At 69.5% G+C, this 23,687-nt stretch carries 26 protein-coding genes and 2 pseudogenes; 16 read left to right on the forward strand and 12 right to left on the reverse strand.

Going from position 1 to position 23,687, the window contains the following annotated elements:
* Positions 1–338, forward strand: a pseudogene (locus ND748_RS07645) (hypothetical protein); the annotation flags it as partial.
* A gap of 143 nt (positions 339–481) precedes the next feature.
* The gene (locus ND748_RS07650; RefSeq protein ID WP_251744960.1) at positions 482–979 is read left to right on the forward strand and encodes a hypothetical protein; all 498 of its coding nucleotides are present in this window, start codon (positions 482–484) and stop codon (positions 977–979) included.
* A gap of 28 nt (positions 980–1,007) precedes the next feature.
* On the opposite strand, the gene ND748_RS07655 is transcribed toward ND748_RS07650, so the two are convergent.
* Positions 1,008–1,373 (reverse strand): hypothetical protein, encoded by a 366-nt coding sequence (locus tag ND748_RS07655; protein ID WP_251744961.1) that lies wholly within the window; start codon positions 1,371–1,373, stop codon positions 1,008–1,010.
* A 391-nt stretch (positions 1,374–1,764) separates the two neighbouring features.
* On the opposite strand from ND748_RS07655, the gene ND748_RS07660 reads away from it, so the two are divergent.
* The 3 genes from ND748_RS07660 to ND748_RS33875 all read left to right on the forward strand — a co-directional run bounded on the left by ND748_RS07660 (position 1,765) and on the right by ND748_RS33875 (position 4,812).
* Positions 1,765–2,418 carry a hypothetical protein gene (locus ND748_RS07660; protein ID WP_251744962.1) on the forward strand — a complete coding sequence of 218 codons (654 nt, stop codon included), beginning with the start codon at positions 1,765–1,767 and terminating at the stop codon, positions 2,416–2,418.
* A gap of 70 nt (positions 2,419–2,488) precedes the next feature.
* A complete protein-coding gene (locus ND748_RS07665; protein ID WP_251744963.1) occupies positions 2,489–3,724 on the forward strand; it encodes a hypothetical protein in 1,236 nt (411 codons plus the stop codon).
* Between the two features lie 26 nt (positions 3,725–3,750).
* Complete coding sequence (locus tag ND748_RS33875; RefSeq protein WP_285901755.1) at positions 3,751–4,812, forward strand: hypothetical protein; 1,062 nt, start codon at positions 3,751–3,753, stop codon at positions 4,810–4,812.
* Positions 4,813–4,826: 14 nt separating this feature from the next.
* Here the strand turns inward: ND748_RS33875 and ND748_RS07675 are convergent, their stop codons facing one another.
* Positions 4,827–5,714 carry a carbohydrate kinase family protein gene (locus ND748_RS07675; RefSeq protein ID WP_251744964.1) on the reverse strand — a complete coding sequence of 296 codons (888 nt, stop codon included), beginning with the start codon at positions 5,712–5,714 and terminating at the stop codon, positions 4,827–4,829.
* A gap of 77 nt (positions 5,715–5,791) precedes the next feature.
* Between ND748_RS07675 and ND748_RS07680 the strand changes: the two genes are divergently transcribed.
* Complete coding sequence (locus ND748_RS07680; protein WP_251744965.1) at positions 5,792–7,144, forward strand: CDP-glycerol glycerophosphotransferase family protein; 1,353 nt, start codon at positions 5,792–5,794, stop codon at positions 7,142–7,144.
* Between the two features lie 89 nt (positions 7,145–7,233).
* Here the strand turns inward: ND748_RS07680 and ND748_RS07685 are convergent, their stop codons facing one another.
* From ND748_RS07685 to ND748_RS07695, 3 genes are all read right to left on the reverse strand, one after another.
* Positions 7,234–7,398 carry a hypothetical protein gene (locus tag ND748_RS07685; RefSeq protein WP_251744966.1) on the reverse strand — a complete coding sequence of 55 codons (165 nt, stop codon included), beginning with the start codon at positions 7,396–7,398 and terminating at the stop codon, positions 7,234–7,236.
* A 130-nt stretch (positions 7,399–7,528) separates the two neighbouring features.
* Positions 7,529–8,101: a hypothetical protein gene (locus tag ND748_RS07690; RefSeq protein ID WP_251744967.1), complete on the reverse strand. Its 573-nt coding sequence runs from the start codon at positions 8,099–8,101 to the stop codon at positions 7,529–7,531.
* 593 nt (positions 8,102–8,694) lie between these two features.
* Positions 8,695–8,835 carry a hypothetical protein gene (locus tag ND748_RS07695; protein WP_251744968.1) on the reverse strand — a complete coding sequence of 47 codons (141 nt, stop codon included), beginning with the start codon at positions 8,833–8,835 and terminating at the stop codon, positions 8,695–8,697.
* Between the two features lie 601 nt (positions 8,836–9,436).
* Between ND748_RS07695 and ND748_RS07700 the strand changes: the two genes are divergently transcribed.
* The gene (locus ND748_RS07700; protein WP_251744969.1) at positions 9,437–9,994 is read left to right on the forward strand and encodes an SLATT domain-containing protein; all 558 of its coding nucleotides are present in this window, start codon (positions 9,437–9,439) and stop codon (positions 9,992–9,994) included.
* 229 nt (positions 9,995–10,223) lie between these two features.
* On the opposite strand, the pseudogene ND748_RS07705 reads toward ND748_RS07700, so the two are convergent.
* The 3 genes and pseudogenes from ND748_RS07705 to ND748_RS07715 all read right to left on the reverse strand — a co-directional run.
* A pseudogene (locus ND748_RS07705) lies at positions 10,224–10,352 on the reverse strand (transposase); the annotation flags it as partial.
* A gap of 288 nt (positions 10,353–10,640) precedes the next feature.
* Positions 10,641–11,063, reverse strand: a complete 423-nt coding sequence (locus ND748_RS07710) for a hypothetical protein (protein WP_251744970.1) — start codon at positions 11,061–11,063, stop codon at positions 10,641–10,643.
* 2 nt (positions 11,064–11,065) lie between these two features.
* Complete coding sequence (locus ND748_RS07715) at positions 11,066–11,470, reverse strand: hypothetical protein (RefSeq protein WP_251744971.1); 405 nt, start codon at positions 11,468–11,470, stop codon at positions 11,066–11,068.
* A 55-nt stretch (positions 11,471–11,525) separates the two neighbouring features.
* On the opposite strand from ND748_RS07715, the gene ND748_RS07720 reads away from it, so the two are divergent.
* Positions 11,526–11,696 (forward strand): hypothetical protein, encoded by a 171-nt coding sequence (locus tag ND748_RS07720; RefSeq protein ID WP_251744972.1) that lies wholly within the window; start codon positions 11,526–11,528, stop codon positions 11,694–11,696.
* A gap of 798 nt (positions 11,697–12,494) precedes the next feature.
* Here ND748_RS07720 and ND748_RS07725 read toward each other — a convergent pair.
* From ND748_RS07725 to ND748_RS07740, 4 genes are all read right to left on the reverse strand, one after another.
* Positions 12,495–12,740: a hypothetical protein gene (locus ND748_RS07725; RefSeq protein WP_251744973.1), complete on the reverse strand. Its 246-nt coding sequence runs from the start codon at positions 12,738–12,740 to the stop codon at positions 12,495–12,497.
* A gap of 119 nt (positions 12,741–12,859) precedes the next feature.
* Complete coding sequence (locus ND748_RS07730; protein WP_251744974.1) at positions 12,860–13,564, reverse strand: dihydrofolate reductase family protein; 705 nt, start codon at positions 13,562–13,564, stop codon at positions 12,860–12,862.
* Positions 13,561–14,442: a helix-turn-helix transcriptional regulator gene (locus tag ND748_RS07735; RefSeq protein ID WP_308205607.1), complete on the reverse strand. Its 882-nt coding sequence runs from the start codon at positions 14,440–14,442 to the stop codon at positions 13,561–13,563. The genes ND748_RS07730 and ND748_RS07735 overlap by 4 nt, the downstream gene beginning before the upstream one ends.
* Positions 14,443–14,445: 3 nt before the next feature.
* Positions 14,446–15,081: a DUF6879 family protein gene (locus tag ND748_RS07740; protein WP_374215871.1), complete on the reverse strand. Its 636-nt coding sequence runs from the start codon at positions 15,079–15,081 to the stop codon at positions 14,446–14,448.
* 53 nt (positions 15,082–15,134) lie between these two features.
* Here ND748_RS07740 and ND748_RS07745 point away from each other — a divergent pair, with 53 nt between their 5' ends.
* From ND748_RS07745 to ND748_RS07780, 8 genes are all read left to right on the forward strand, one after another.
* Complete coding sequence (locus ND748_RS07745) at positions 15,135–15,932, forward strand: sigma-70 family RNA polymerase sigma factor (protein WP_251744977.1); 798 nt, start codon at positions 15,135–15,137, stop codon at positions 15,930–15,932.
* Positions 15,929–18,007 carry a type IV secretory system conjugative DNA transfer family protein gene (locus tag ND748_RS07750; RefSeq protein ID WP_251744978.1) on the forward strand — a complete coding sequence of 693 codons (2,079 nt, stop codon included), beginning with the start codon at positions 15,929–15,931 and terminating at the stop codon, positions 18,005–18,007. The genes ND748_RS07745 and ND748_RS07750 overlap by 4 nt, the downstream gene beginning before the upstream one ends.
* The gene (locus tag ND748_RS07755) at positions 18,004–19,005 is read left to right on the forward strand and encodes a hypothetical protein (RefSeq protein WP_251744979.1); all 1,002 of its coding nucleotides are present in this window, start codon (positions 18,004–18,006) and stop codon (positions 19,003–19,005) included. Before ND748_RS07750 ends, ND748_RS07755 begins: the two co-directional genes overlap by 4 nt.
* On the forward strand, positions 19,002–19,367 hold the full coding sequence (locus tag ND748_RS07760; RefSeq protein WP_251744980.1) for a hypothetical protein: 366 nt from the start codon (positions 19,002–19,004) through the stop codon (positions 19,365–19,367). Before ND748_RS07755 ends, ND748_RS07760 begins: the two co-directional genes overlap by 4 nt.
* Positions 19,364–20,698: a hypothetical protein gene (locus ND748_RS07765; protein ID WP_251744981.1), complete on the forward strand. Its 1,335-nt coding sequence runs from the start codon at positions 19,364–19,366 to the stop codon at positions 20,696–20,698. The genes ND748_RS07760 and ND748_RS07765 overlap by 4 nt, the downstream gene beginning before the upstream one ends.
* Positions 20,695–21,135 carry a helix-turn-helix domain-containing protein gene (locus ND748_RS07770; RefSeq protein WP_251744982.1) on the forward strand — a complete coding sequence of 147 codons (441 nt, stop codon included), beginning with the start codon at positions 20,695–20,697 and terminating at the stop codon, positions 21,133–21,135. The genes ND748_RS07765 and ND748_RS07770 overlap by 4 nt, the downstream gene beginning before the upstream one ends.
* Positions 21,136–21,475: 340 nt before the next feature.
* Positions 21,476–22,837: a hypothetical protein gene (locus ND748_RS07775; RefSeq protein ID WP_251744983.1), complete on the forward strand. Its 1,362-nt coding sequence runs from the start codon at positions 21,476–21,478 to the stop codon at positions 22,835–22,837.
* A 415-nt stretch (positions 22,838–23,252) separates the two neighbouring features.
* On the forward strand, positions 23,253–23,528 hold the full coding sequence (locus ND748_RS07780) for a hypothetical protein (protein ID WP_251744984.1): 276 nt from the start codon (positions 23,253–23,255) through the stop codon (positions 23,526–23,528).
* The last annotated feature ends 159 nt before the right edge of the window (positions 23,529–23,687 follow it).

Genomic DNA, 23,687 nt, shown 5'->3' on the forward strand with positions numbered 1-23,687 from the left:
CCCTCGCCCGCCTGCGCGCCCGGGCGGCCGCTCCCGTCCTGGCCAGCCCCGCCGGCGCCGGGGCTGGCGCGGACATGCTGGTCGGCGACACCCTGCTGGCCTTCCACACGACGATCGACCCCGCGACCCTGACCGCCCCCCGAGAGGCCATGGGACTGCTGTGTCGCCTGGTCGGTGCTCTGCTCCTCGACGACGGCGAACCCCGCCACCTGGCGCTGTATCTGACCCGGCAGCGCGTCGGAGTGAGCTGGCCCGTCGCGCGGCTGCTGGAGATCTGCGCCGGCCCGACACCGCGGCGCAGCCTCGCGGAGCACCGCCGCGCGTTCGCCGCGACCTGACCGCAGAAGCGAGTACGCCTGACAGCCTCATCGCGAGGAGACCTGGACCTACAATCCGGAAAAGCATCAATGAACCAATTGATAACGTGTGTTCCACACGTCTCGCTGAGAGGGGAATGATGCATCCATGTGGTGGGAGACTAATGACCGGCGAGGCGATGAGGCTCGGAACCGATGGCGGCGCGCGTATCGATCTTCGCATCGTCGACTATCAGTATCCCGAGATTGCCGGTGACGGCACCGGAAAAGACTGGGACGCGAACTGGCTGGTCGTCGCGGGCGACGTTGTGGCCGAGGACGGGCGCGGCTGGTCATTCCTAGATCCGTGTCTGACCTCGTGGGAAGCGAGGGAAATCGGCGACTGGCTTCGAGGCGTGGTCGACGGCTCGGTGACACCTACTCCGCTCGACGGCGGTGGCGCAGGACGTCTGCTTGCCTTCACCGAGCCCAACCTCGCGTTCAGCTTCGCCGATCGGACCGATGACGCCGTGGTCATCCGGGTGTATCTCTCGCTGGAGTCAGGGCCGCCGTGGCCGACCGAACGAGGCGACTACTTCCTGCTCGTCACGATGCAGGTGACGCACCTGGCGCTTGCGATCAAGGACTGGGATCGCATGCTTGCCGCGCACCCGGATCGATGAAGCCCACGGCCGAGGCTTACGCGGAGATCTACCCGTCCAAGACCAGGACCTGCACCACCGTCTTCCGAACACCGGCGGCCATCATCGCCGAGGCGCGATGTCGACCGTTGACGTATCCGTCGGCGTCCACATTGATCGGGAAGTACACGAGGGACTCGAAGGCTTCCCAGGCCCATCCGGCCAATCCCTCGGCTCGCGCGGCGGTCATCATCCGGCTGGAGATCTCGATGTCGTCCTCGGTGCCGTCACTGGACGCCTCGCGCAGCAGCCGCACGGCCAGGCCGGAGACGACGTGCCAGTCGCCCCCGTGGAACCAGCAGCAATCCTGCCCTCCGTGCCGTGGCAGGACCTGGCGGAATTGCCGACGCCACGCCGGGATCGTCCGGACGCACATGTCCGGTAGAGCCTCGTCTTCGTGCCGCCGTGGAAGGAGAACCGCGCGAGGGAAGGACGCCACGCCCGCGACGCGCCACACCGCCCTCGGCTCGCCCTCCGGCGTCTCCCAGCCGCTCGGGTCACCCATGGCCCATGGGTACCACCGTCCGCGGCGAGCAGACCGGGGAACCAGTCAGCGGGAGGTAACTCGGGTATCCCCTCACCGTGGCAGCCATCCCGCTTCCACCCCCGCTGGCGCTGGCCCGGCCCACCGACACGCTCACCCCGCCCGGCGCCCGGGGCCACGCGCTCGCCCACGAGCCGAATAGCCCGCATGTCGTCGGCCAGTCCGGTGCTACGGAGACGACCGCGTTGATCGTTTGCGGCGGGGGACATGGTTGACTGATCCCGTGGAAAATCCTGGCGGTTCGTGGTGGCTCGACGCGGTTCGGCCCGAGTGGGGCGGCCACACGTGGCGCTCCCTGGAGGCCGCCGGACCGCCCGCCCTCGTCGCTGAAGCACGCTCCTGGACTGATGACCCCCCCGGCGATGTTCTCTACATCCACGCCGCGCAGCTCCGCGCCGCCTACGCCTTCGCGGTGGCCGTCGCGGACCGAGCTACCACCGCGCTGCTCGCCGGCGAGACCGCGGACTTCTCTCCGCTGGCGGTCGGGCTCCTCGACGAGCTGTCTGTCCCCGGCGACCCGGATCCCGACCGCACCCGGGAGGTCCGCCACGAGTTCGGGTCCTGGGGCGCCACCGACACTCACGACACCTACCTCGGCCGGTACGCGGAGCACCTCGGGTCGGCCCCGCTGGCACTCCTGCGCCTGCCCGCCGCGGGCAGCCGGGACGTCGACCACGTCCTTGACCGGGTGGCGGACCGCCGCAACTCCCACCTGCTTCCCACCCTGATCGCGGGCAGCACGCCGCCCGACCAGATCACCCCTGCCTTCGGGGCCCGCATCGCCTGGCGGCTCGGCTTCGCCGAGGCCGACGGGCGCCCAATCGGGAGGACCGAAGCGTCCGCGGCCGTGCTGAACCTCGACCACCCGCCGGCGTGAGGAGGGCGCCCACCGTGACGTCGGCGTCGACCAGAGGCAACGCGCTCGTCTGAAACGAAACCGGGGGAACGTGACTGCAGAGCCGAAGGTCGAAGAAAGCCGCGCTCCGGCGATCTGGAGCATCTACAAGGAATGGGACGAGGCTGGCCCTGCGCGGGGCAGCGGCTCGGGCGCCGAGTACGTCCTCTACTCGGATTCTCATGCGAACGGATCGTCTGGCTTGTGGGGGCCTGTGAGCCTCTTCAGCGTCCTCCCAGGTAACCCCGAGGGGTCCTTGGGTCCGATCATCATCGCTCGCATCATGAACCCCGACCCGAAGAAGGACCCGGCCGGGCCCGTGCGCCTCCCCAGCCCATCGACCGGACTCCTGCTTGAAGACGAGATGGCAGCGCTGCTCTCCCTGCAGACAGGAGCCCGTATCCGCACGGGCGGGCACTACCGTGTCTTCGGAGCGCAGTTCGATCCCCTGGGCACACCGAACGAATACGGCCACCGCGCGCCGGCCTGGGTCGGCCCACGATCTGGGGAACGCCCGCGCATCCTGCCCTGCTCGATCGACCTGCATCAGGCTACTGGCATTCTGACGATGCTCACGGGGCTGGACGGCCTGGCCGCGACGACCCTCGTCCGGGCCGCATCCCGAGTCCGCGACGCGCTCTGGATAGCGGACACGGACACCGACCTGGCCTGGCAGCTGCTGATCTCCGCCCTCGAGACGGCCGCGTCGCACTGGTGGAAGAAGCCCCGGTCCGTGGAGGTGGTTCGGACCGCGGATCCCGAGCTGGCGCAGATCCTTGTCGACCAGGGCGGGGATGCCTTCCTCAAGAAGGTGGCGCCGAGCCTTCAACACCTCAAGGGGACGGCGCGATTTCGTGCGTTCGTCGCGGAGTTCACGCCTCAGCCCTTCGACCTGCGACCCGAACCGCCTGGCCAGATCGAGTGGGACAACCTGGAGACGATCTTCAACAGGATCTACGAACTCCGCTCGCAGGGCCTGCACGGCGGGGAGCCTTTTCCTCAACCGCTGGGCAATCCGCCGCTTCTCAACCGGGAGATACGTCGCAGGGAGCCCGAGGGCTACATGGGTCCACCCTCAAGAGAGCCGCTTTCGCCACTCCCGAACGATGCCGTACCTCTGGAGCGGATACCGGCCTCCCTCCTCTCGGGAGAATATCGCGATACGTGGACGGCCGACGACGCGCCCATGTATCTCAACACGTTTTCTCGGCTGGTTCGCGAGGTCCTGATCACGTGGGCCAAGGATGCTGTCAGACGAGGCGGCGCAGGCCGCCGAATTGCCGGCTGAGGATCGCTTCGCAGGGAGGCATCAACATGGTGCACGAAGGCGCTCAACTCGACACGGTGATAGACGTGCCCGGCATAGCCGCGCACGTAAGGGCATGGCTGCTTCCGGGACAGCAGCCAGTGGTGCTGGTAGGCGAACTGAGCGACGGTCCCTGGGCCGACCAGCGAACGGCGCTGCAGCGACTGATACCGGCGATCCAGTCTGCGGTGCCGGACACCACGAGCACCATCACGGGCTGGTTCCTCTACCGGCCCTGGTACGGGACCGGGCCGGACCAGTTCGCGCAGATCACGGTCGGCACCAGCGGCACGGTGGATGTCGGAGAACCCGGTGGGACGGCCGTAGTCGAGGTGCGGCTGGGCCAACCGGTGCGCCGGTTCCCCGCCGGGGACTACACGCGCTCCGGTGTACGGCTGACCCGCCAGGCGGTCGACGCCCTCGCCGAAGCGCACCGCGTCGTCACCTCGTCGCCCGGGATGGACCTCAATCGGGAGGAGGTCTTGCGGGCGGTAGACGATCTGGCTCGGCTGCTATCGCGGGCTCGGGATCTCAGTGGCGCGCTGGTCGGCGCAGCGAGGGCGTCGGCCGCCCTTCCATCCGTTCTGGCTGGCCCCCTACAGCGGGCGTTGACCACCGCCGTGGCGGAGTCGACGGCGGCACTGGCTGGCAGCGCCGGCGCTGCCAGCCAGTCGTCGGACGAGTCCAGCCTGACAAGCGAGCTTGTCCTGGACGCCGACCAGGGCCATGGCACGCCCGTCTTGGGCACCACCCATGTCCGGACCTACCGTCCGGCGCACGATCTGCCTGTCGTCGTGTTCACCCAGCTCTCGGAGCCCTCGGCGGCGCCGGTGCTCGCGGCGGCGCCCCAGGTCCTCGCCCGCGTCCGGTCGCTGATCGGCCTGGCCGACGAGGAGCCGGTCCGGGTCGTCGCCTACTACCCAGAAGGCAGCCTTGATACGGCGGCCGCGTTCTATCTCGTCAACGAGTCCGGATCCGTACGGGTCGACCACGATCAGGTCTCCGTGTGGGCGGGAACACGGGTACGCCTGATCGACGCGGCCAGTGCGACCATCGCTCGTCTGCCGTGAGGGGGGACCGGATGTCACCGCGTCCGGGAACGCACCTCGGCGATGTCGTCGTGGGTGGGATAGCTCCCTGTCCCGGGGAATCCCACCGTCCAGCCGGCCACCAGGACGGCCCGGTCGACCGCGTCGTCCGGGTCTGCGGAGCGCAGCCAGTAGTGCAGGAAAGCGGCGAACAGCGCGTCGCCGGCGCCGGTGGTGTCGCGCACCCCGAGGGGCGCGACGGCCGGGACGGCGCGTGCCGGCCTATCGGACAGGAAGCGCACGCAGCCGGCCGCCGCGAGGCTGACAACGACGACTCGTGCCCGGCCGAGCGCGAAGACGTCCCGGGCGAAGCGCTCCGGGGGGACCGTGAGATTCTCCCCCGAGCAGAAGACGATGGTGGCCCGTTCCACCCAGTCCCGGGAGTAGGTGTCCTCCAGGCCGGGCGTCGCCTGCAGGTCCACCGCGATGGGAACGCCCGCCTCGTCCGCGACGGGAAGGAGCCCCCGCGCGAAGCCGATCGTCGAGATGGCCGCGGCCTGCGCCCCGACGAGAAGACGGGCGAACACTGCCGGCGAGTAGTGGAACGTCGGGAGGTCCTTGAGGTCCGTGCTGATCTGACGTCGCCCATCGGGGTCCACGAGCACCGCGGACTGCGCGGTGTGCTCGTGGTCGACGATGCCGTCTCCCACCAGCCCCGCCCGCCCCAGAGCATCTCGCGCCAGCACGCCCGCCGTGTCACGGCCGACGATGGTCGCCAGGCGCACCGGACGGTCCAGCGCGGCCAGTGCCCGCGCCACGTTGCAGCCCACTCCCGACACCTCCAGTCGCAGACCGTGAGGCACGTAGCGAACGGGCGCGTAGGCGACGGGAAAGCCGTCGACGGGAATCGTCTGCTGGACGTTGACCACGCCCACGACGACCACAGGGGAGTCCACGCCCAGCAGCGTGCCATCAGGCCCGCTCGCCGCCACCGGCCGGGGCCAGTCGAGGAAGGGGCTCGATGAGCACCGGCGGCGGCCGTGACGTCGTACTGGTGGCTCACCCCCGCCTGTCGACGAGCTACGTGCGGGCGCACTACGAAATCCTCGCCGCCGACGAACGCCTGCGGTTCTTCATCACCCAGGCGCCGGACGGGATGAACGCCGGCGTCCAGGACGCCATCGACCACCTCGTCGCTGACTCCGACCACCGCGTCACCCCGATTCCGTTCGAGCGCGCCGTGCGCCGCGACTGGGATCTCGCGCTGTTCGGTACCCACGGGTCCCGAGAACGCTTCGGCGACGATGTCCCCTGCATCCACATTCAGCATGGCATCGGGGCCGGCAAGCAGGTCCTCGACGACGACTTCACCTACGGTCGCCTGTGGGCGATCCGGCAAGACGGTCCACGCATGGGCGAGCCGCTCTACGCGGCCATGCTCGAATCCAGCTACACGGTCCGCGACCGTGCGGTCCGCCGGGTCCCCGAACTCGCCGACCGTATCCGGGTCGTAGGAGACGTCTTCGCAGACCGGCTGCTGGAGGCCGACAGCCGACGCGACGAGTTCCGCGACCTTCTCGGCATCCGCGCCGAACAGACGGCAGTGCTGTTCATCTCCACCTGGGGAGACCACGGCCTGATGGGCGGCGACGGCGGCGCGGGCCTGCCTCGTCTCCGCGCGGCCGCCGCACTAGGCGACCGGTACGCAACGCTGCTGAGCATGCATCCGCATCTGTGGCACGCGGACGGCGTCGACGGGCCGCGACTGTGGCGCCAGCGACTGAACCCCCTCGCGGACAGCGGGCTGATCGTGTGCGGCCCGGACGAGAGCTGGGCTCCCTACCTGGCCGCTGCAGACGTCGCGATCATCGACCACAGCTCCCTGTGCCTGTACTACGGGATCCTGGAACGACCGAGCATCGCGGTTCCCGTTCAGGGCGATCAGATCAACCCCGCGGCGCCCATCGCCGCACTCCGCGCGGCATCCCCTCTCCTTCGCGATCCCGCCGACCTGAGGGCGACGTTGCACACGGCCCTGTCGACATTCGACCAGCGGTTGGTCCCCGGCCGCGACCGCATCGTCGCCCACCCCGGCGCGTCGGCCACCCGCATAGCCGCAGTCCTCTACGACATTCTCAGCCTTGATCCACCTGATCAAATCGCTGCAGTCCGTGCGGCAGGCACGCCCACACCGTTCCCACTGAGAGAGCCGAGCGCCAGGGCGGCCTCCACGCCCACGTCTGCGGCCGCAGCGTTGGCGCGAGCATTTCCACGTCGACCATCTCCGGGGCAAGGGCCGGTTGTCGAGTCACCGCGACATCCGTCCGAGTTGCCGCCGACGCCAGGTCGGCAACCGCGGCCTCCAGGCCGATAGGACAGCGACGCTGGGCACGACGACGCGTACCTGCTGGCTCCGTTGTCACACCTGCTCGCGGTCCGCGGCGCGCCCACGACCGCCCCCACCTACCTGCGGTTGGCGAGGATCAGGAGGTAGTCCTGCGCGCGGTTCAGGTCAGCGCGGCTGTCCCGGGCGGAGATGCCCGTGGCGATCGCGGCGGCGGACTGGGCGTACATCACCTTGCCCACCGGGTCCAGCGTGTTGGGGTCGACATCGCCCAGCGCATCCATCGCCCACGCAGGTAGGACAGGGCGAGCGTGTCGTCGACCCGAGCGGTGGGCGCAAAGGGCTGCGGTTTCCGGATAGCCACGGCGACCACGATGCCGGACCGCGCTCAACCGCGCGCCAAGATCCGAGGAATCAGTCTGCGCCCGTGGGAGAGCGCCGGCGGCAATCCTCGGAGAGCCACTGGCCGCGAGCGTCACGGAGGGCCCATCCGGGTCGGAGCGAGGGTGGGATGCTGCGGTCGTAGTGGTCGTCGTACTCGCCGACGAGCGTGCGCCACGCGGTCGCCCTCACGTCCTCGGCCCAACGCCGGGCGACCTCCACGACGTCGACGTCGAGCGGCAGGTGGAGCCAGCATTTGATCATCCGACCCAGCATGGCCAGCACTTCGTCAGGCAGGCCCGCGACAGCCTGATAGGCCACCCCGGGGAACTCCCGCACCTCTATATTGTACCGCGCCGGGTTGGTCAGCCCGCCCACGGCTCCGGCGAACCACGACTCCAACGCCCACAGCGCGGTGTGGGCATCCCCGTGCGGCACCGGTGGTTCCTCGCCGCGCTCGGCCATCTCGGCCCATTCCGTGCCGGACCCGTTCCACCACAGCTCATCGTCTCCGTTCGCGAACCGCAGGCCACAGGAGTTCGAGCCCGGCTCGCCGGCCCAGGCGACCAGCGAGACAAGCCGGAGAAGTCGTTGACGATCGTCCATTCCTCCTGGCTATCACCACCCGTGGTCACCTGCCGCCGGTTCGCGCGAGGCGTGCGAGCTGGGTAACCCCCTGCCGTGGCGGCCATCCCGCCCCGCTGGCGCTGGCCCGGCCCACTGAGGCGCTCGTCCCGCCCGGCGCCCAAGGTCGCCCGCATGGCGAGTAGTCATAGATGGTAGCTTTCGGCTCGATCTCGCAGGCCCGTCGTCGTGTACTCGAGATCAGATCGCTGCGGGAAAGAACGTGCAGCGGGTCGCTGGTGAGCGACCGGACCTACTAGTTTCGCAGGTGAAGCGGCAAATTGACCAACACGTGTTACTGGGACCGTTCCACGGACATGAATACACACCAGAGGTCGCGTCCGGGTAGATCATTGAAGAACTGGCGCGCACCGCCACTGAGGTGACCGGCGAGGAGATGGGATTATGGTAACCCAGAAAAGGTTCCTACCTCCGTGCGGGAAGGCCGAGTTCCTCGTACGAGTAGAAGCTCTGTTCGGTCCAACTTGCCGCCTCTAGGAAAAACTCCTTGGGGCCTGGCTGCGTAATCGCAATAGTCGTGCCTGGGGTATATAGGAAAATTCCAATGTCAGTAATCACAATGATTCGATGTTTTTATCGTCAAGCGTTGCATCTTCAAGAACAAGCGCGTTGTAGAGCCCGCCTTCTTGTGGATAGTTTCGTGCTGCAATATATTGACCGCGATGAATGTCTTTTGCAGGAATACATTCAACCATTTTTCCTCCTGTGGCTCCCCTTGTCTGGCATGCGAGCGCCCGACTCCGTCATTTATCCTAGCTTGGCCCTGTCCGCGTCTTTCAGCAAGCGCAGCGGGCAGGAGCGGGCGGCAAACGCCAATCCAATACTTGGAATCTTGAAATGGCGCCCAAAGCCGGATTTTACGTTTCCTGGGTGGGTGGACAGCCGCGGAACTCAGCGGAGAGGCCGAGTCCGTGACCAGCCCCGGCGGAGTTGACAGACGGGGGACGAAGCGCTCGACTGAAGACCTCGTCGGCCGACGCAGGGTCCGCAAATGGCTCCGGACAGCCTCCTGGATCTGGCCCAGGAGGTCGATGGAAAATTCGTGGTTCGTCGGAACGAATTCTCTCGCGGGTGGCGCGCAGTGGGGCCTGATGTGGCGCAACACATGGAGGTAAGCGCAAATAGAAGATCAACGATTGTATTGGAGGTAGTACGATGAAAGCGCGCCGCCGGTCGTTGCATCGCGCGACCTGTGACGGACTCCTCCGCCTCGAGCCCGATCTGTTTGCGACGGAAATCGCGGACGCCTCACGCTGGCGGGTCAGCGCGTTTCCTACGAGGTTGATCATCCGTGTCATGCTGCCCTTCATTGTATTCGCGATCTTCAGTCGAACCCTACTTCTCGAAGAAGAAGAGGGAGAAGGAGCAGGCCTGGTAGGAACCTACGATAGAGAGGACCTCTACCGTCCCGATGACATGCGCCCGAACCAAGCCGCGTATCTCGACTCAATCGAGAAAATGACTGAGCGTTATAGTCGCAAGGCTCGCTTTCGCCTGCGTAGATATTTTGCCACCTCGACCGGGGCAATCGCTTGCGCGTCCGCCGTGCCGGTCGTGGTTGCCGCTGGGTTTCCCAGCTGGATAACGGCGGCGCTAGGGGCACTGGCTGCAGTCGTGCAGGGCATTCAGCAGATCTTGCAGGACCAGCGTCTGGGTGCCGAGAGCCATGCGATTGCCGTCGAGATGTCGACAGCCCTTCGCCGATTCCGGTATGAAGCGGAAGAGGTGCCGGAACGCGAAAGAGATACATCATTTCATGCGCTTGTCGACCAGGTGGAGGAGATTCAGCGCCTTTCTGGGGCCAGAATGTTGGCGTTGATGCGTGAAAAAAGCGCATCAACGAACTCCTCGTAGTAAGCACCGTAGCAATTAGTTGCCCGGAATAGTTCACGGAAACCCTCTCCGTCGCCGGCCGCAACCGCGGTGGTCTCACCCTTGCCGACAATGCCAGAACCGCACTCTGAGCCGAGACCTGCGCGCTACATCGTGACGTAGCGCGGTGAAGGGTCTTCGCCTCCTGGGGCAGGAGGCGTTCTTGGAGGTGGATGTCCCGTGTACGTCCGCCACGGCCCGGGACACTAGACGAGTAGGCGAGATGGACCGCGACCTGCGCGTTCTCGGTCCGCCTGGTCGTGCCGGTGTACTGCCGCTGCCCGCCGACGATCCGGGTGCCCTTCTTCAGGTCGCCGGTCTCGTCGACCACGAGCACCGCGCCGGCCATGCCGAGCTGGTCGAGACACAGCCACCCAGGTCGTCATAAACCGCGCCGCCAGTCCACCCAGATCACAAAAAGCGGCTGGGGTACTAACTACGCTGGCTGGCCTCCACGTGCTCGTACAGGAGCTCCCCGGGAGTCCCAGTGATTTCTCCTTGATGATCGAGAGTGGTAGCTTCCACAAAGTTCCGCAGTTCGAATTTTATTGACCCAACATTCATGGTTACATGATGCCCGTGCCTGCGAGTGCGAGTCAGGGAAAAACCCCTTCGCCGTGGCTCACCATCATCCACGGTTGGCGGCGAACCCCGCGAGCACAGCTTCGGTCCGCGGGGACTGAATCCCGGCCGCGAGCCCCGCCCGAGCCTGAGCGGCGTAGTCGACAGCACGGTCGCGGTCGCCGGCGGCGGCGTGGGCCTCGGCGAGGTACGCCTGGGTGAGCACGACGTCGCGCGGGTACTCGGCCATCGCCTCCACCTTGGGCGTGAGCGCCTCGATGGCTTGGCGCGGGCGACCGACCATCGTCAACGCCCGGCCCGTCTCCGCGAGATCGACCGGATCGGGCATCCAGTACGCCCACCCCGGTGCATCGCCGGGCTGCGTCCGGTCGTACCGGGACGCGGCGCGGGACAGCGTCCTCTCGAAGCCCGCCCGGTCGCCGGCCGCTGCGCGGGCGCGTGCCTCGAAGCCGCTCACGATCGCCTGCACAGTCAGGCTCGCGGCGTTACGAAGGCCAACCTGGGCAGACTCGAGATCGTGACGGCCTCCCGGTGCTGACCGGCAAGGGAGGCGTTGAAGCCGAGCAGGGCAAGGATGTAGGCGCCGTGCTCACGGTCCCCGGCCGCCTGCGCGGCATGCAGCGCGGCGAGCAGGTACCGCTGGGCCAGCGCATGCTGGCCGGCGTCTGTCGCTACCCAGCCGGAAAGCTCCATGAGCTCGGCGACGATCCGGTACATCGCGGGTCGACCGGACTCCGGGGTGGTGCGCAGGACCTCGATCGCCCACTGCGCCTCGCGGGCTGCCCACGGCAAAACGGCCTGGCCGCCCTCGTTGTCGTCCAGACGTCGCAGGGCCTCGATGACGGCCCGGAACGCCGCGAGTCGCGACGGCCGCACCGGCGGCGGCTTCGGCGAGCGGGCGGGCCGCCGGGGTGTCGGAGACGAGCCAATGGTGGGCGTGCTGCGTGAGCGACGGGCCGCGCAGCAGGGAGAACCGCCGGGCGTCGGCGGGGCCGCGGGAGGCGAGCTCGCGCAGCGCCGCGTCCGCACCAGCCGCGGTGTGCGGGGTGTCGAGACCGTCGTCAGCCGGGACTGTGCCGACATTGCGGGCGGGGGCGAGTAGACCCAGCTCGTCGACGCGCAGCGTCTCCCCGACCCGTTCAGAGAGCGCGTCGGCGATGTAGCCGGGCAGCGGCGGGTGGGGGACCGTGCCGCGCAGCCATTTCCACGGGGTTTTCGGGTGCACGGTGTGTTCGGTGTGCCCGTCGGCTGCCAGGCGGGCGTTGACGGCGGCGGCGAGACGTTCGGGGGTCCAGCCGGCGCGCTGTAGCGCCTCGTCGAGGTGTCGATTCGTCACAGGCGATGACCTCCGGGGCAAGATCGGTCCTCCCTCACGGTAGAGCCGTAACGACACGATGCGCTCCGGCGCGCACTATCCGCACCAACTCGCACCCGTGTTGGTGGCTGTCGGCGACGGGCCAGTCAGGTTTTCTGGACTTGTCGAATCGGTCAGGTCGGTCGGCTTATGGGCGGATACCAGTGACATCACGCTGCCAACGTCGTGGGATATAGCGGGCATATCCGGATGGTCATCCAACATGCATGCAAAACGCGCCGACAGTGGTCCAGGGATGGCATCTGTGCACTCATCTCACTGATCACCTCACTATCGGCGTAAGTCTCCGAGGGGATCGCTCGACTGGACCGAGATCGAAGGGAGTCGCGCGCCATGCGCGCGACAAGGCAGCCAGGATCGTCGGTCGACGTGGATCTCGTAGGCGAGCTCGTAGTGGTCGGACCCCATGAGCGACCAGTTCGCCTCGACCACGCGCTCTGCGAACGAGCGGTCGAGGCGGTGGTCCGTCGCCGCAAGCAACGCGGCGCACGTCGCTCATGCCGACGGCGTGTGCCGCTCAGCGACCTACAGCTTGTCTCGGAGGGTGGTCACGACCTTTCCCGCGTTGCCATCGAGGTCGTAGGCGCTGGAAGCCAGCGACAGGAGACTCGCCGCGATGGCGTAGAGCAGGCGATCCCTGCCCTCCAGTGCCTCAACTTCGACCCCCTTGATCGCGTCACGTGCAGCGTTGGCGTACTCCAGGGCGTCCGGCGGGCGGGACTTGTTGAACTCCTTGTTGAACTCGCTGAGGGGATCGCTGTCGAAGGCCATGAGAAGACGGTCCCCTGTGCCGGGGCGGCAGTCCGGTGGCTGCGGCAACCGATTGGCCAGAGGAATCAATCGTCCCGGCCTGTCTGATCTGCGCTTCGCGTCAAGCCGGCGGCCTCGACCTACTCCTCCGACGCCGTCGGCGGTAGGTATCGCAGCAGGATTACGTCGCCCATCTGCCTCACCTCCGCCAGTCGCATGCGTCGGTTCGCGTTCCACGGGAACGAGCCGTCGGCGACGAACCGCGGTGCCTTAGGCTGTCCGACGAAGAAGGGCGCTACCGCCAGGTGCAGCTCGTCCACCAGGCCCGCGGTCAGGAACTGGGTCAGCACACGAGTCCCGCCCTCCACCATGAGTCGGCCGATCCCGCGGCGATGGAGGTCGGCCAGCACTTCGGCCAGTTTCAGGTCGGGACCGGCGTCGACCACTGTGGCGACGTCGCCGATCGCCTTCGCCGCCGCCAAGGCCGATGACGGGCAGTACACCAGGCGGGGCGCGTCGCCGACGGTCGCGGCGAAAAAGCTCGCCGCCGGGTCGAGGCGACCGGTGCTTGTCAGCGTGACTTTCGCCGGGCTCGGGGGGAGCCCGGCGGCCACTCGGGCGTCCCGACGCTGCTGCGAGCGGACCAGCAGGCACGGGTTGTCCCGGCGGATCGTTTCCGCCCCGACCAGGATCGCGTCACAGCTCGCCCGCACCTCGTCCACCCGGTCGAAATCCTCCTCGTTGGAGAGGAGCAGCCGTGCCGGCGTCGCGTCGTCTATGTAGCCGTCCACCGACATCGCACAGCTCGCGAGCACGTAGGGGCGCGTGCCCTCGTCGTTCGTCATCCTTCTCGGCTCTCCCCGAAGTTTTGTGCCTCCGCACGAAGCAGCCCGGCCTGAACCCGAAGGATCATCTCGCGCGCCTGCTCGCCCGTGAGTGCGGCGTCCCGCAGCAGGCCCGCGATGCGCTCATAGGCCGCCGACTCCTCGCCGTGTAGCTGGATCTCCGACGCGAACGTCTCGACGAAGGTGGCGTCGTCGACCATCAGGAATCCGTTGAGCGCCGCGATCGACGGCTCGGCACCGAACGGCACAATCCCGAGCGTGAGGTTCGGCATCCCAGCCAGTCCAAGCAGGCGATCGAGCTGGGCCGCCATCACATCGGGCGGGCAGAGGCCCGCGCGCAGCGCCGCCTCGCTGAAGAGGAACTCGAACGCCTTGGTTCGATCGTGGAGCACATCCTGGAGCGCCAGTCGGGCCGCGACCGTCGCGTCCACCTCGTCGGCACTGGCCCCGTAGACGCGAACGTTCTCGAGCACGCGGTACCGGGCGTACCCCGCGGTCTGGACCAGCCCGGGGATCAGCATGATCTCGAAATTGCATACCCGGGACGCACTGCGCAGCAGCGTGCCCAGATCGCTCTGCAGCGCCACCTGTCCTCGGCGCAGCTCGTGGCGCCACTGGCGGTGCCGCGCGCGACCGGCCGCGAGTTCCTCGAGCAGCGCGTGTGTGGCCTCGGTGTCGGCGTCGCACGCCCGGGTCCACTCCTGCACGTCCAGCTCGCTGGGCGCCTGCCGGCCGTTTTCCAGTTTCGAGATCTTCGACCGCGGCCAGCCGAGGTTCGTGGCCAGCACCTCGCCGGTCAGTCCGGCGGCCTTGCGCATGCCGAGGAGACGTTCCGCGATCCCTCCGGGCTGTGTCAGCCAGTCGCGTGTGGACTCCACGACTCAGTCACCTCCCTCGCTGCCGGTCACACCGGCCGTCGTCATCCCGGCCGCTACGGCGGCGTCCCGCCAGTGGCGATACTTCGCTACGACCGACAGGTTTCGCTCGACCTCTTGGCCGACGAGGTCGCCGTCGTCGCTGAAGACGAGCAGCACCAGGGTGGCGTCATCGAGGAGCCACCAGTCGCCGGTCGGGAGGCCGAGGGTCTGTGCGGCATCACGGCGCAGGTAGGAAATCCGCTCTCCTGCCTCGATGTTCCACTGGCCGCCCCACAGGCTGAACCGCTGGTACGCCGTGGGCGGGTCGTCGACGATGCGTACTCGCTGGAGACTTCTGCCCTCCTGGGTGAGCGTGCGGACCCAGTCGAGCAGGGGCCTCCACCAGTCGATCTCCGCCGGGGAAGGCGTCTGTTCGCCGGCCAGATACCGCTCGTAGATGTCCCGTTCGTACGAGATGGCATACTCCGGCCGGGTTTCCATACGGAATGCCGATCGGCGGAACCCGTCGAACAACGCGTCGAGCCCGGAGACTTCTGCGCGTCTTTTTCGGCAGGACAGATGCGGGGACCGTTGCGGGGAACGTTTCCGGGACCCCGCGGCGAAATGTCCCCCGCATGGACAGGACTTCCGCGGGTTCACGACCCGCCTCTCCCCGCAACACGCATCGCGCGTCGCCGGTCCTGGATAGGTGGTTGCGCGACTGGGCCGCCTGGTCGCAGACAGACCGTGCGGCGCACGCGGTAGACCGCTGGCAGTCGGTGTCGGCGTTGATGGCGCCCCTGACCGACGTCGAGGAGGTCATCGACGGCTGCGGTCGGGACCCGGCGGTGCAGGCCGTGGTCGCGGATCGCCGTCTGTTGTTCCTCGTGCAGGCGGCGGTGGCCGGGGACGTCGATGCGGCGCGGGTGGTGATCGCCCGGATGCTGCCCGCGTTGGTGTCGAAGGCCGCGGCGCACGCCCGCCCCGGCGGACTGGATCTCGACACGGCGTTCGGTGAGCTGGTGGCCGCGGCGTGGATTGTGGTGACGACCTACCCGGTCGTCCGCCGTCCCGCCAAGGTGTGGATCAACGTTCTGCTGGACAGCGAGCGTGCCGTGTTCGGCAGGCCGCGGAAGGCGGACCGCATGTCGGTTCTGCTCTCCCCTTCTTTCCTGGCCCGGCATGCCACCGCCACCGTCGCCGACGTCGGCAACGACGGTCCGACCGATCCGCTGCTCGAGCTGGTGGGGCTGCTCGCCGCGGGCCGGCGGGCAGGCCTGTCGCAGCCCAGCGTCCAGTTGCTGCTGGACATGGGGGTGCACGGGTTCACCAGCCAGCAGCTCGCCGCCCGCGACGGGATCACCGACCGGGCGGTGCGGCTGCGTCGCCGCCGGGCGATCAGCGAGCTGTCCGGCGTGCTTGCCCTGACCACCCCGACCTCGACGCCCCCGCCGACGGGCGCTCCCTCCCCCGGGTCGCTGCGGCGCCCTGCGCTGGCCGGTGCCGCATGAGCCGCGACGGCCACGGCGCACTCGGTCTCGGTCTCGAGATGGACACCGAGATCGCCATCGTCGCGATGGTCATGGCCGGGACGCTTCTGGCCACCGGGGTCTGGGCCGGTGCGCAGCTCGCCGCGCTGCTGCTCGGCAGCCATCATCCGCTGCACGTCGGCGTCCTCGACGCGCTGGTGGCCCTCCCGGACCTGGCCGCCGAGCCGGGCCGGCCGGCGGCGGCCTGGCCGCAGCCGGCTGCCGCCGCACTGCCGGGCCCGGTGGGCTACTGGGCGTTGACGGCGGTGCCGCTCGCCGTGCTGTGTCTGCTGTGCGGGTGGGCGGCAACCCGGATGGTCACCGGGGTCGGAGTCACCGCGCGGCGCCGGCTCGGGGTCGACCCGGAGGCCCGCCTGGCCCGCCCGGCTGACCTGCTCCCGCTCTGGGTAAGTGGACCGACGCGCGGTCGGATGGTGCTCGGTCGGCTCGGGCCGCGCCCCCGCAGCCGATTGATCGCCACCGAGGACTCCGACCGTCCGCTGGACCCGGCGGTGCCCCGCCGACGGGCCCGGGCCGCAGCCCGGCGTCGCGGCCAACGCGGCACCACGATCGTCATCGGCCCATCGCAGTGCGGCAAGACGGCGGCGCTGGCGATCCCCGCGATTCTCGAATGGGACGGGCCGCTCATCGCCCTGTCCGTCAAGAACGACCTGCTGGGGGCCACGATCGAAGCCCGACGCCGCCGCGGCGACGTCGCCGTGTTCGACCCGACCAGGGCCACCGGTCAGCCCACCGCCTCATGGTCGCCGCTCGAGGCCGCCCGCACCCTCGCCGGTGCGCGCCGTTCCGCCCGCTCCATCGTCAACGCCACCGCGTGGACGTCGGCCGGCTCCGGGGACATGGGGTTTTGGACGTCGGCCGCCGAAGAGCTGCTCGGCACACTGTTCTGGACCGCGGCAGCGGTCGGCCTCGGCATGGACACCGTGGTGCGGTGGATCGTCGGCATGGAACGCGACCCGGTCCGCACCCTGCTCACCCCGCTGGCCAGCCACCTCGACCCGCAGATCGCCGAGGACGGCACCCAGGTGCTCGGCGCCTTCACCGGCATCTGGGCCGGGGACCGCAAACAGGTCTCCTCGACGTACCTCGTCGCCCGGCAGATGATCCAGCCCTGGCAGGAACCCGACGTCGTCGCCTCCGCCGCCGACTCCCACCTCAGCCTCGACTGGCTACTCGACGGCGGACCCGACGGCCAGTCCGTGAACACCCTGTATCTGGCGGCCGATCTGGACGACGCCGAACGCCTCGCCCCGGTCCTCGGCGGCCTCCTCGACGACCTCATGCGCCAGGCCTACGCCCAGGTCGGCCGCACGAACATCCCTCTTGACCCGCCGCTGCTCGTCGTCATGGACGAAGCCGGCAACTGGCCGCTACAGAACCTGCCCGGGCGGATCTCGACGTGCGCCGGCATCGGCATCCAACTGCTGCTGGTCTACCAGTCCAAAGCGCAGATCGACGCCGCCTACGGACCGAAGGCCGACATCATCATCTCCAACGCCATCACCAAGATTTTCTTTGCCGGGCAGTCGGATCGGTCCACCCTGGACTACGCCGCCGCCCTGCTCGGCCAAGAGCACGTGGTGCAGACCAGCACCTCCACCGACAACCCCGGACTGCTCGGCGGCCAGGCCGGCCGGCGCAGCGTCTCTCGGGCCCCCACCCGTCTCGAGCTGGTGCCCGCCGCGCTGCTACGCCAGGTCGCGCCCGGGCAGGCGCTGCTCCTGCACAACACGCTGCCCCCGGCACATCTGTACGGCCGTTACTGGTACCGCGACGTCGACCTGCACGCCCGCGCCACCGGCCAACGGCTCTCACGTCGCGCCCTCGCCCGCCAAGCCGCCCGAGCCCGCATCACCCCCCAGCCCGTCACCCAGCCGCCCGACCTACCCGACCTCCCGGACACCGTCGACGTCGACCCAGCCGGGCCGGGCGAGCGGATCCGGCAACTACTCGCCCAACTGCCCGCCTCCCCCGACATCGCTCCGCCACCCCGCTTTCCACATCACGATGAGCTGCGCGAGGACCCGGACCGATGACCGTGCCCCCGCCGCTGTCCAGCTTCCGTTTGCTACACGGCACGCTGATCGATCTGCCATTCCGCCCCCCGCCCGCCGCCACGGTCCGCGTCGCGACCCTGTGGCCCGAATCCAAAGGCGCCCGCGGCTGGGCCCATCTCACCTGGGAGGTCGGCCCGGCCGGCCGTGGCTACCTCCCCGCGCTCACCGACGTCGGTGATGTCATCGGGTTCATCGCCGAGATCCGCCCCCCTCCCCGCGCGATCCCGGCCAACGTCTGGGCCCCACCCACATCCCGCGAGCCACCCGCCCGACCGCATTACATGACCTGGTACGGCTACCTCCACCAGGTCACCGCCACAGCCCTCCTCCTACGCGGCCCCTACCCGGATGTGCTGGCCGCCTACACCGGCTCGCAACGCGCCGAGATCGCGACCCTCCACCACGAGCACGCGCGCACCGGCCAGGAACCCGTCCTCCCGGCGGCGCCGCCGCTCGCCACCAGCATCACGCCCACCGGTGACACCACCACAGTCGGCGACCCCCACCACGGCTGGATCCGGGTCTCCGCTCACCTACTCACCGCCGCCCTCACGCAGCCCATCGACACGCTGCAACGCCATCTTGCCGCCCGTGTCCCGGGACTGCTCACCGGCCGCGAGCCCGCGATCACCATCGCGGCACTCGCCGCTCGCCACCTCCACGACCGGCTCGCCGACCCCAGCAGCCATCCCGCTCCCCCGCTCCCCCCACCCGGGCTCCCTTTCGCCGCGCCCACCCCGCCAGTCCCGCCCGGTGGCGACGAGACCCCCGTCCAACAGCCCCCCGCTGCCGCGCCCGACGCTCCCGGGCAGGAACCCGGTGACCTCGGCCGGGACGTCGGTGCCCCCGACCTGAATCTCGACGCCGACGCACCCGACGCGGCGCCGCCCACCGCGGCGGACAGCGACCCGCCGTGGCCCGACTCCCCGCTGCTCGACCTGGCTGATCCGCCACCCACAGGACTCGACTTGCCATGACATCCACCGGACCCGAGGCCGCCTGGAACACCGCGGCACTCGACCACCCGCTCATCCTCGATCTTCCCGACCGGCCGGGCGGCGACCCCACTCCGCTGCTTCGCCTCGGACGCCAGGCCCTCGCCCGCGTCCACGCCGACCTGCACCCCCAGGCCAGCCGCCTCCTCGCTCAGCTCGCCTCCCGCGGCGTCGTCGCGCTACGCACCTCGACCGGGACGTGGGAAATCCGGGAACGCCTGGACGGCTGGATCCTCGCCCCAGCCGTCGGCCCGGTCGACCTCCGCACCCTGGCCGCCGCCACCCGGCTGCGCGCTACCCGCCTCGCCCGCCAGCGCCGCGCCCTGCCCCCGAAACCCCGATGACCCCGCACCGCAGCAGCCCCACACCCCGCCACCGGCCCGTCGACCGCAGCCACCACCTCCCCGACCGCCAGACCAGCATGTGGCCCGACCACGGACCCGCACCCGCCGGTGTCCAGGCCACCACCGACCAGATCGACGCCGCCGTCGCCGACGCCCAAACCACCACCGACGCCCGCCCGACCACCCTCGCCCCCCGCCGACTCGCCGATGCCCTTGCCGACCTTCCCGACGGCCTCGCCAACCAGCACCGCCCCGCGCAACGCCTCCACATCAACACCACCGCCGACCGTCACAGCATCGCCCGCGACACCCTGCGCCGCGCCGCCACCAGCATCGGCAGCCTCATCCTCACCATCGCCCCCACCCCCACCCACCTCGATACCTCCTACGGCTCCCCGGCATGGAACGCACTACGCCACGCCGACCTCCTCGTGGGCGCCGAGCTCTACCTCGCCCGCGCACGCCTCGCCAACCTCACCGCCCACACCGCTCCGGACCTGCCCCGCCTCGCCCTCCTCCTCAACGGCCTCACCCATGCGGTCCCCGCCGCCGACCTGCGTACCGTTCCCGCCACGCTGCCCGGCCGCCCGACCCGCCCAGCCACCGTGCGCCGCGACCTCGTCGGCTGGCAGGGCCTGCCCGCCGCCGTGGACCACCTCACCGCCGTCCTCACCGCGAGCCGCGCAGGACGCCACTGGATCCGCCACCACCTCGGTCACAACCCCGATGCCATCGGCCGTGCGATCGGCGTCCTGCACCTCACCCATCCCGGTGTCGCCACCGAACTCGCCGCCCTCGGACCCCACCGTCTCGACCCCACCGACCTGCGCGCCGTCACCCGCACCCTGCAGCCCTTCCCCGACCGCATCACCGAGCTCAGCGACACCGCCCTGACCGCGATGTGCGAACGCAACGGCTGGCTCCTCGGCCGGCCCGAGGAATATCACCACCGCCTCCTGCTCGACGAGCACCTCATCCGCACCGTCGACGACCTGCCCGCCCTACGCCGCCGCCTCGCCGACCCCGACGTCGACCCCGCGCAGCTCGTCGACCTCCCCGACGACACCGTGCTCCCCCCACCCATCCCGCCGGCGTCCGCCCACCTGCGCAGCTACCTGCGCCTCGCCTCCACCCAGGCCCTGCACGACTTCGCCGGTCTCCCCCTGCCCACCTCATCCGACCGCTGCACCACCCTCGCCGCCCGCTGGCCACCGACCATCCTCGAACGCGCCGTCGCCCTGGAGGGTGTGCCGCTCAGCTCCCACCTGCACCTCCCCACCGCGGCGGAGCTCCCTTCCCCGCCCACCCCCGACCTTGCCCTCGGACCATGATCACTCCCCCGCAGCGTCCCTACCGACCACCACCGCCACCTCTGTGGACAGTCCAGGACCTGGCCGACTACGTCGTCCTACCCATCTCCACCCTCTACCGCCTGCGACACACCGGTGACGGACCACGGGGGCGCCGCCTCGGTAAACACGTCCGCTACGACGAACAGGACATCCTGGGCTGGCTCGAAACTCGCCGCACCATCCCCTGGACCACGCCGCCCACCGCACCGCACCGCACCGACGATCGCCGCGGAACCCCGCTGTGGACCCCCGCCGACCTCATCCATCACCTCGCCATCCCCCTCGCCACCCTCTACAAATGGCGCACCACCGGCGAGGACCCCCCCGGCTTCAAAATCGGCAAACACCTCCGCTTCGATCCCGTCGAAATCGCCGACTGGCTGCACACTCGCCGCGACAGACTCGACCGCACCTGACGGTCATCCGCTCGCAAACGGTGCCCTGTAACGGTGCTATCTCCCGGCCATCCAAGCCGGCATCCTCGGACCCGGCGTCTATCGGTCTTCATCACGTTGGTACTCGGCCCACGGTCACAGGGACCCCAGGAATGGCGTCACGGCCTGGCCCCTCTGCCGCTGGCCCCCGTTGCCACCTCCAAAGCCATTCCGCTCGTTGAGGCGCCGGCACTTCATCAGGCACACGCCGCCGTCGAAGGGCCCCGCATGCCGCGCGTCACCCTCGTGCCTCCCGTAGGCATCCGTCCGTTCCCGTGCGCTCACCCACAGCCCACACCGCCCGGCGTGACGGGAGTCGGCCATGAGTAGGCCGGACCCCGTACCCGCGGCCTACCTGGCCGACCCCGCCCCTGTGAAGATCACCGCTCCGGGAGGTTGGTGGCGGCTACGTCCCACCCTCGGCCCCCTAGGGCCCCGCACGGTCACCGCCGAACTGTTCCACGAGATGAAGGCGCCCGTACTGCAGATCCAGGCCCGCCTTGAGGAACTCGACGGTCACCTGACGTTCCCCCTCACCCAGCAGATGCACGACCAGCTGCGACGCGCCGCACCTCAACCGCACTTCGTCGCCGTGTACGCCATGCTCACCCCCGCGCACGTGGCAGGCGATGCCCGGCTGCGTCCCTGGCGGGCAAGCCGCGTCGATCTCGCCGCCATGGCCCCCACCACCTACGGCAGACTTCTACACGGAGATCCACCCCTGCGCACCTGGCAGAATCCGGACGGAAACGTCCGGATCGACATCACCGCCGCCACTGCTGCCCGAGCCGAACCATCCGCAGATCCGACTCTGGTCGTGGCCTACCGCATTTACCACGAGGGTCTCGTGGTGCTCTCCGGCCGCAGCGTCACCGTTCCCGGCCACATCGATCCCAGCTCCGACGCCGCCCTGCGCGCAGTCGTCGCTGACCTGTCCTCTCTGCGCAGCATCGCGATCACCGAACGGCAGCACCGTTTTCTGGACGCCAGTGGGCACCTCGCCGACGCCGTCGCCGATACCGCTCCCCGCGCCGGATCTCGCATCGCGATCAAGGGACCTCCCGGCCTGCCCGGTGCCACCGGCACCGTCCGCATGGTCATCCCCAGCCGCGGCGGCGAGCACTACCTGTGGCGGCCGGACGTCGCGGACCTGCCCGGCCATCCCTGGCGCGGCCAGCAGTCGCGCCTCATCGACACCCCGGTGGAGCACGCCAGACCTGTCCTGACGGCCAAGGACACCGGCGTCGGAACCCCCACCGCCCCAGCGCATCTCACCTACGGCGCTCTGATCGCCACGATCGACGATGCTGACACGCCAGGGGGTGTCGTTCTGCGTGCCTTTCCCACGCGAGAAGACTTGATCTACGAGTTTCAGCCCGCGCAAGCAGGCGAGTACCCACGGCGGATCAGTGCCAGCGACGTCGTGCCCGTGTCCGGCACCGCCTGGCCGGACCTGCAGACGCTGCTCGCCGCGCGGGGCGCCGCGAACCTGCCCCTCGTCGTCGGCGAGCATCTCCTCACGCTGCGGGAAGCCGCCCCGGTCGTCGACCGCCTGCGCGGTCCCACAGTCGGCCCCATCACGGCGGTGGAAACCCAGGGTCCCGCGCTCGACCCAGACATCCTGTCCTCGCCCGACCCGCCCCTCGACATCCAAGCCGAACCTCTCCCTGTCCTCGACCTGTAGCCAGCCGCCCACCGCGGGTCCACCGCCTTCGGAGCAGGTGCACCGCCCCGTCTGCCCCTGCGACACGGCGGCGAACCCAGCATCCTGGCGCCCCAGCGCGTTGGGCGTCTCCGCTCGAGTGCGGGCTGCGGGCAGGCCCCCGCGCCTCGCCATGCCGAGCCGCGTCCTTCTTCGTGACTGCGGATCTTCACCGCCAGCGCCGTCCGGGCGGGCTGGAGGAAGGATGCCGCGGAACCGCCCGGGGCGGCAAGCCTCGGCCTTCGGCCGACCCCTGCGGGGCAAGGGCTGGCCGCCCCAGACGAACCCGCGGTGCACAGGAACCAGCCCGCCCGGCAGCGCCGTGTCGCACCGATACGAGCGCCGTCGCGGGACCACGCATCGGATCAACGCTCTGTCCACGAAAGGAAGGCCCGTCATGTCCTACACCGTCCTCGTCGAAACTCCGGGACAAGCCCGCCGGCAAGAGGACCACGACAGCGAAGCCGACGCGGTGCGCGCCTGGTGCAGCCTGCTCGCGCAGAGCATCATCGACCGCGACCCCACCGGCCACATCACCGTCGGTGGCGGGATCACTGCGACGGACGCGGACGGGGAGTACGTCATGCTGGCCGCCGGCGTCCTGGTGAACCCGCCGAGGGACCGCGACATCCGCATCACCATTGACAGCGACGATTCACCTGGGCAGCCGTAGCCGCCCCTGTCTGGACGACTTCCCCCTTCTCTCTCCCCCACGCATTCTCCCGCTCGTCCTGGGGGCCCGCGCGGAGCCCCCCCCCCCGGGCGCGCGGTTTTCCCCCCCCACGCCCCCCCCCCGGGCCCCCACGAACAAAACCTACCCACACCTCCCCGC

Source organism: Frankia sp. AiPs1, assembly GCF_023716945.1.
Classification (GTDB): Bacteria; Actinomycetota; Actinomycetes; order Frankiales; family Frankiaceae; genus Frankia.

Coding starts and splice junctions, on each gene's coding strand:
- ND748_RS07760 (WP_251744980.1), top strand. CDS start 19,002: ATGACATCCACCGGACCCGAGGCCGCCTGGAACACCGCGGCACTCGAC.
- ND748_RS07650 (WP_251744960.1), top strand. CDS start 482: ATGACCGGCGAGGCGATGAGGCTCGGAACCGATGGCGGCGCGCGTATC.
- ND748_RS07780 (WP_251744984.1), top strand. CDS start 23,253: ATGTCCTACACCGTCCTCGTCGAAACTCCGGGACAAGCCCGCCGGCAA.
- ND748_RS07725 (WP_251744973.1), bottom strand. CDS start 12,740: ATGGCCTTCGACAGCGATCCCCTCAGCGAGTTCAACAAGGAGTTCAAC.
- ND748_RS07765 (WP_251744981.1), top strand. CDS start 19,364: ATGACCCCGCACCGCAGCAGCCCCACACCCCGCCACCGGCCCGTCGAC.
- ND748_RS07695 (WP_251744968.1), bottom strand. CDS start 8,835: ATGGTTGAATGTATTCCTGCAAAAGACATTCATCGCGGTCAATATATT.
- ND748_RS07690 (WP_251744967.1), bottom strand. CDS start 8,101: ATGGACGATCGTCAACGACTTCTCCGGCTTGTCTCGCTGGTCGCCTGG.
- ND748_RS07700 (WP_251744969.1), top strand. CDS start 9,437: ATGCTGCCCTTCATTGTATTCGCGATCTTCAGTCGAACCCTACTTCTC.
- ND748_RS07775 (WP_251744983.1), top strand. CDS start 21,476: ATGAGTAGGCCGGACCCCGTACCCGCGGCCTACCTGGCCGACCCCGCC.
- ND748_RS07685 (WP_251744966.1), bottom strand. CDS start 7,398: ATGGATGCGCTGGGCGATGTCGACCCCAACACGCTGGACCCGGTGGGC.
- ND748_RS07770 (WP_251744982.1), top strand. CDS start 20,695: ATGATCACTCCCCCGCAGCGTCCCTACCGACCACCACCGCCACCTCTG.
- ND748_RS33875 (WP_285901755.1), top strand. CDS start 3,751: ATGGTGCACGAAGGCGCTCAACTCGACACGGTGATAGACGTGCCCGGC.
- ND748_RS07680 (WP_251744965.1), top strand. CDS start 5,792: ATGAGCACCGGCGGCGGCCGTGACGTCGTACTGGTGGCTCACCCCCGC.
- ND748_RS07750 (WP_251744978.1), top strand. CDS start 15,929: ATGAGCCGCGACGGCCACGGCGCACTCGGTCTCGGTCTCGAGATGGAC.
- ND748_RS07730 (WP_251744974.1), bottom strand. CDS start 13,564: ATGACGAACGACGAGGGCACGCGCCCCTACGTGCTCGCGAGCTGTGCG.
- ND748_RS07655 (WP_251744961.1), bottom strand. CDS start 1,373: ATGTGCGTCCGGACGATCCCGGCGTGGCGTCGGCAATTCCGCCAGGTC.
- ND748_RS07755 (WP_251744979.1), top strand. CDS start 18,004: ATGACCGTGCCCCCGCCGCTGTCCAGCTTCCGTTTGCTACACGGCACG.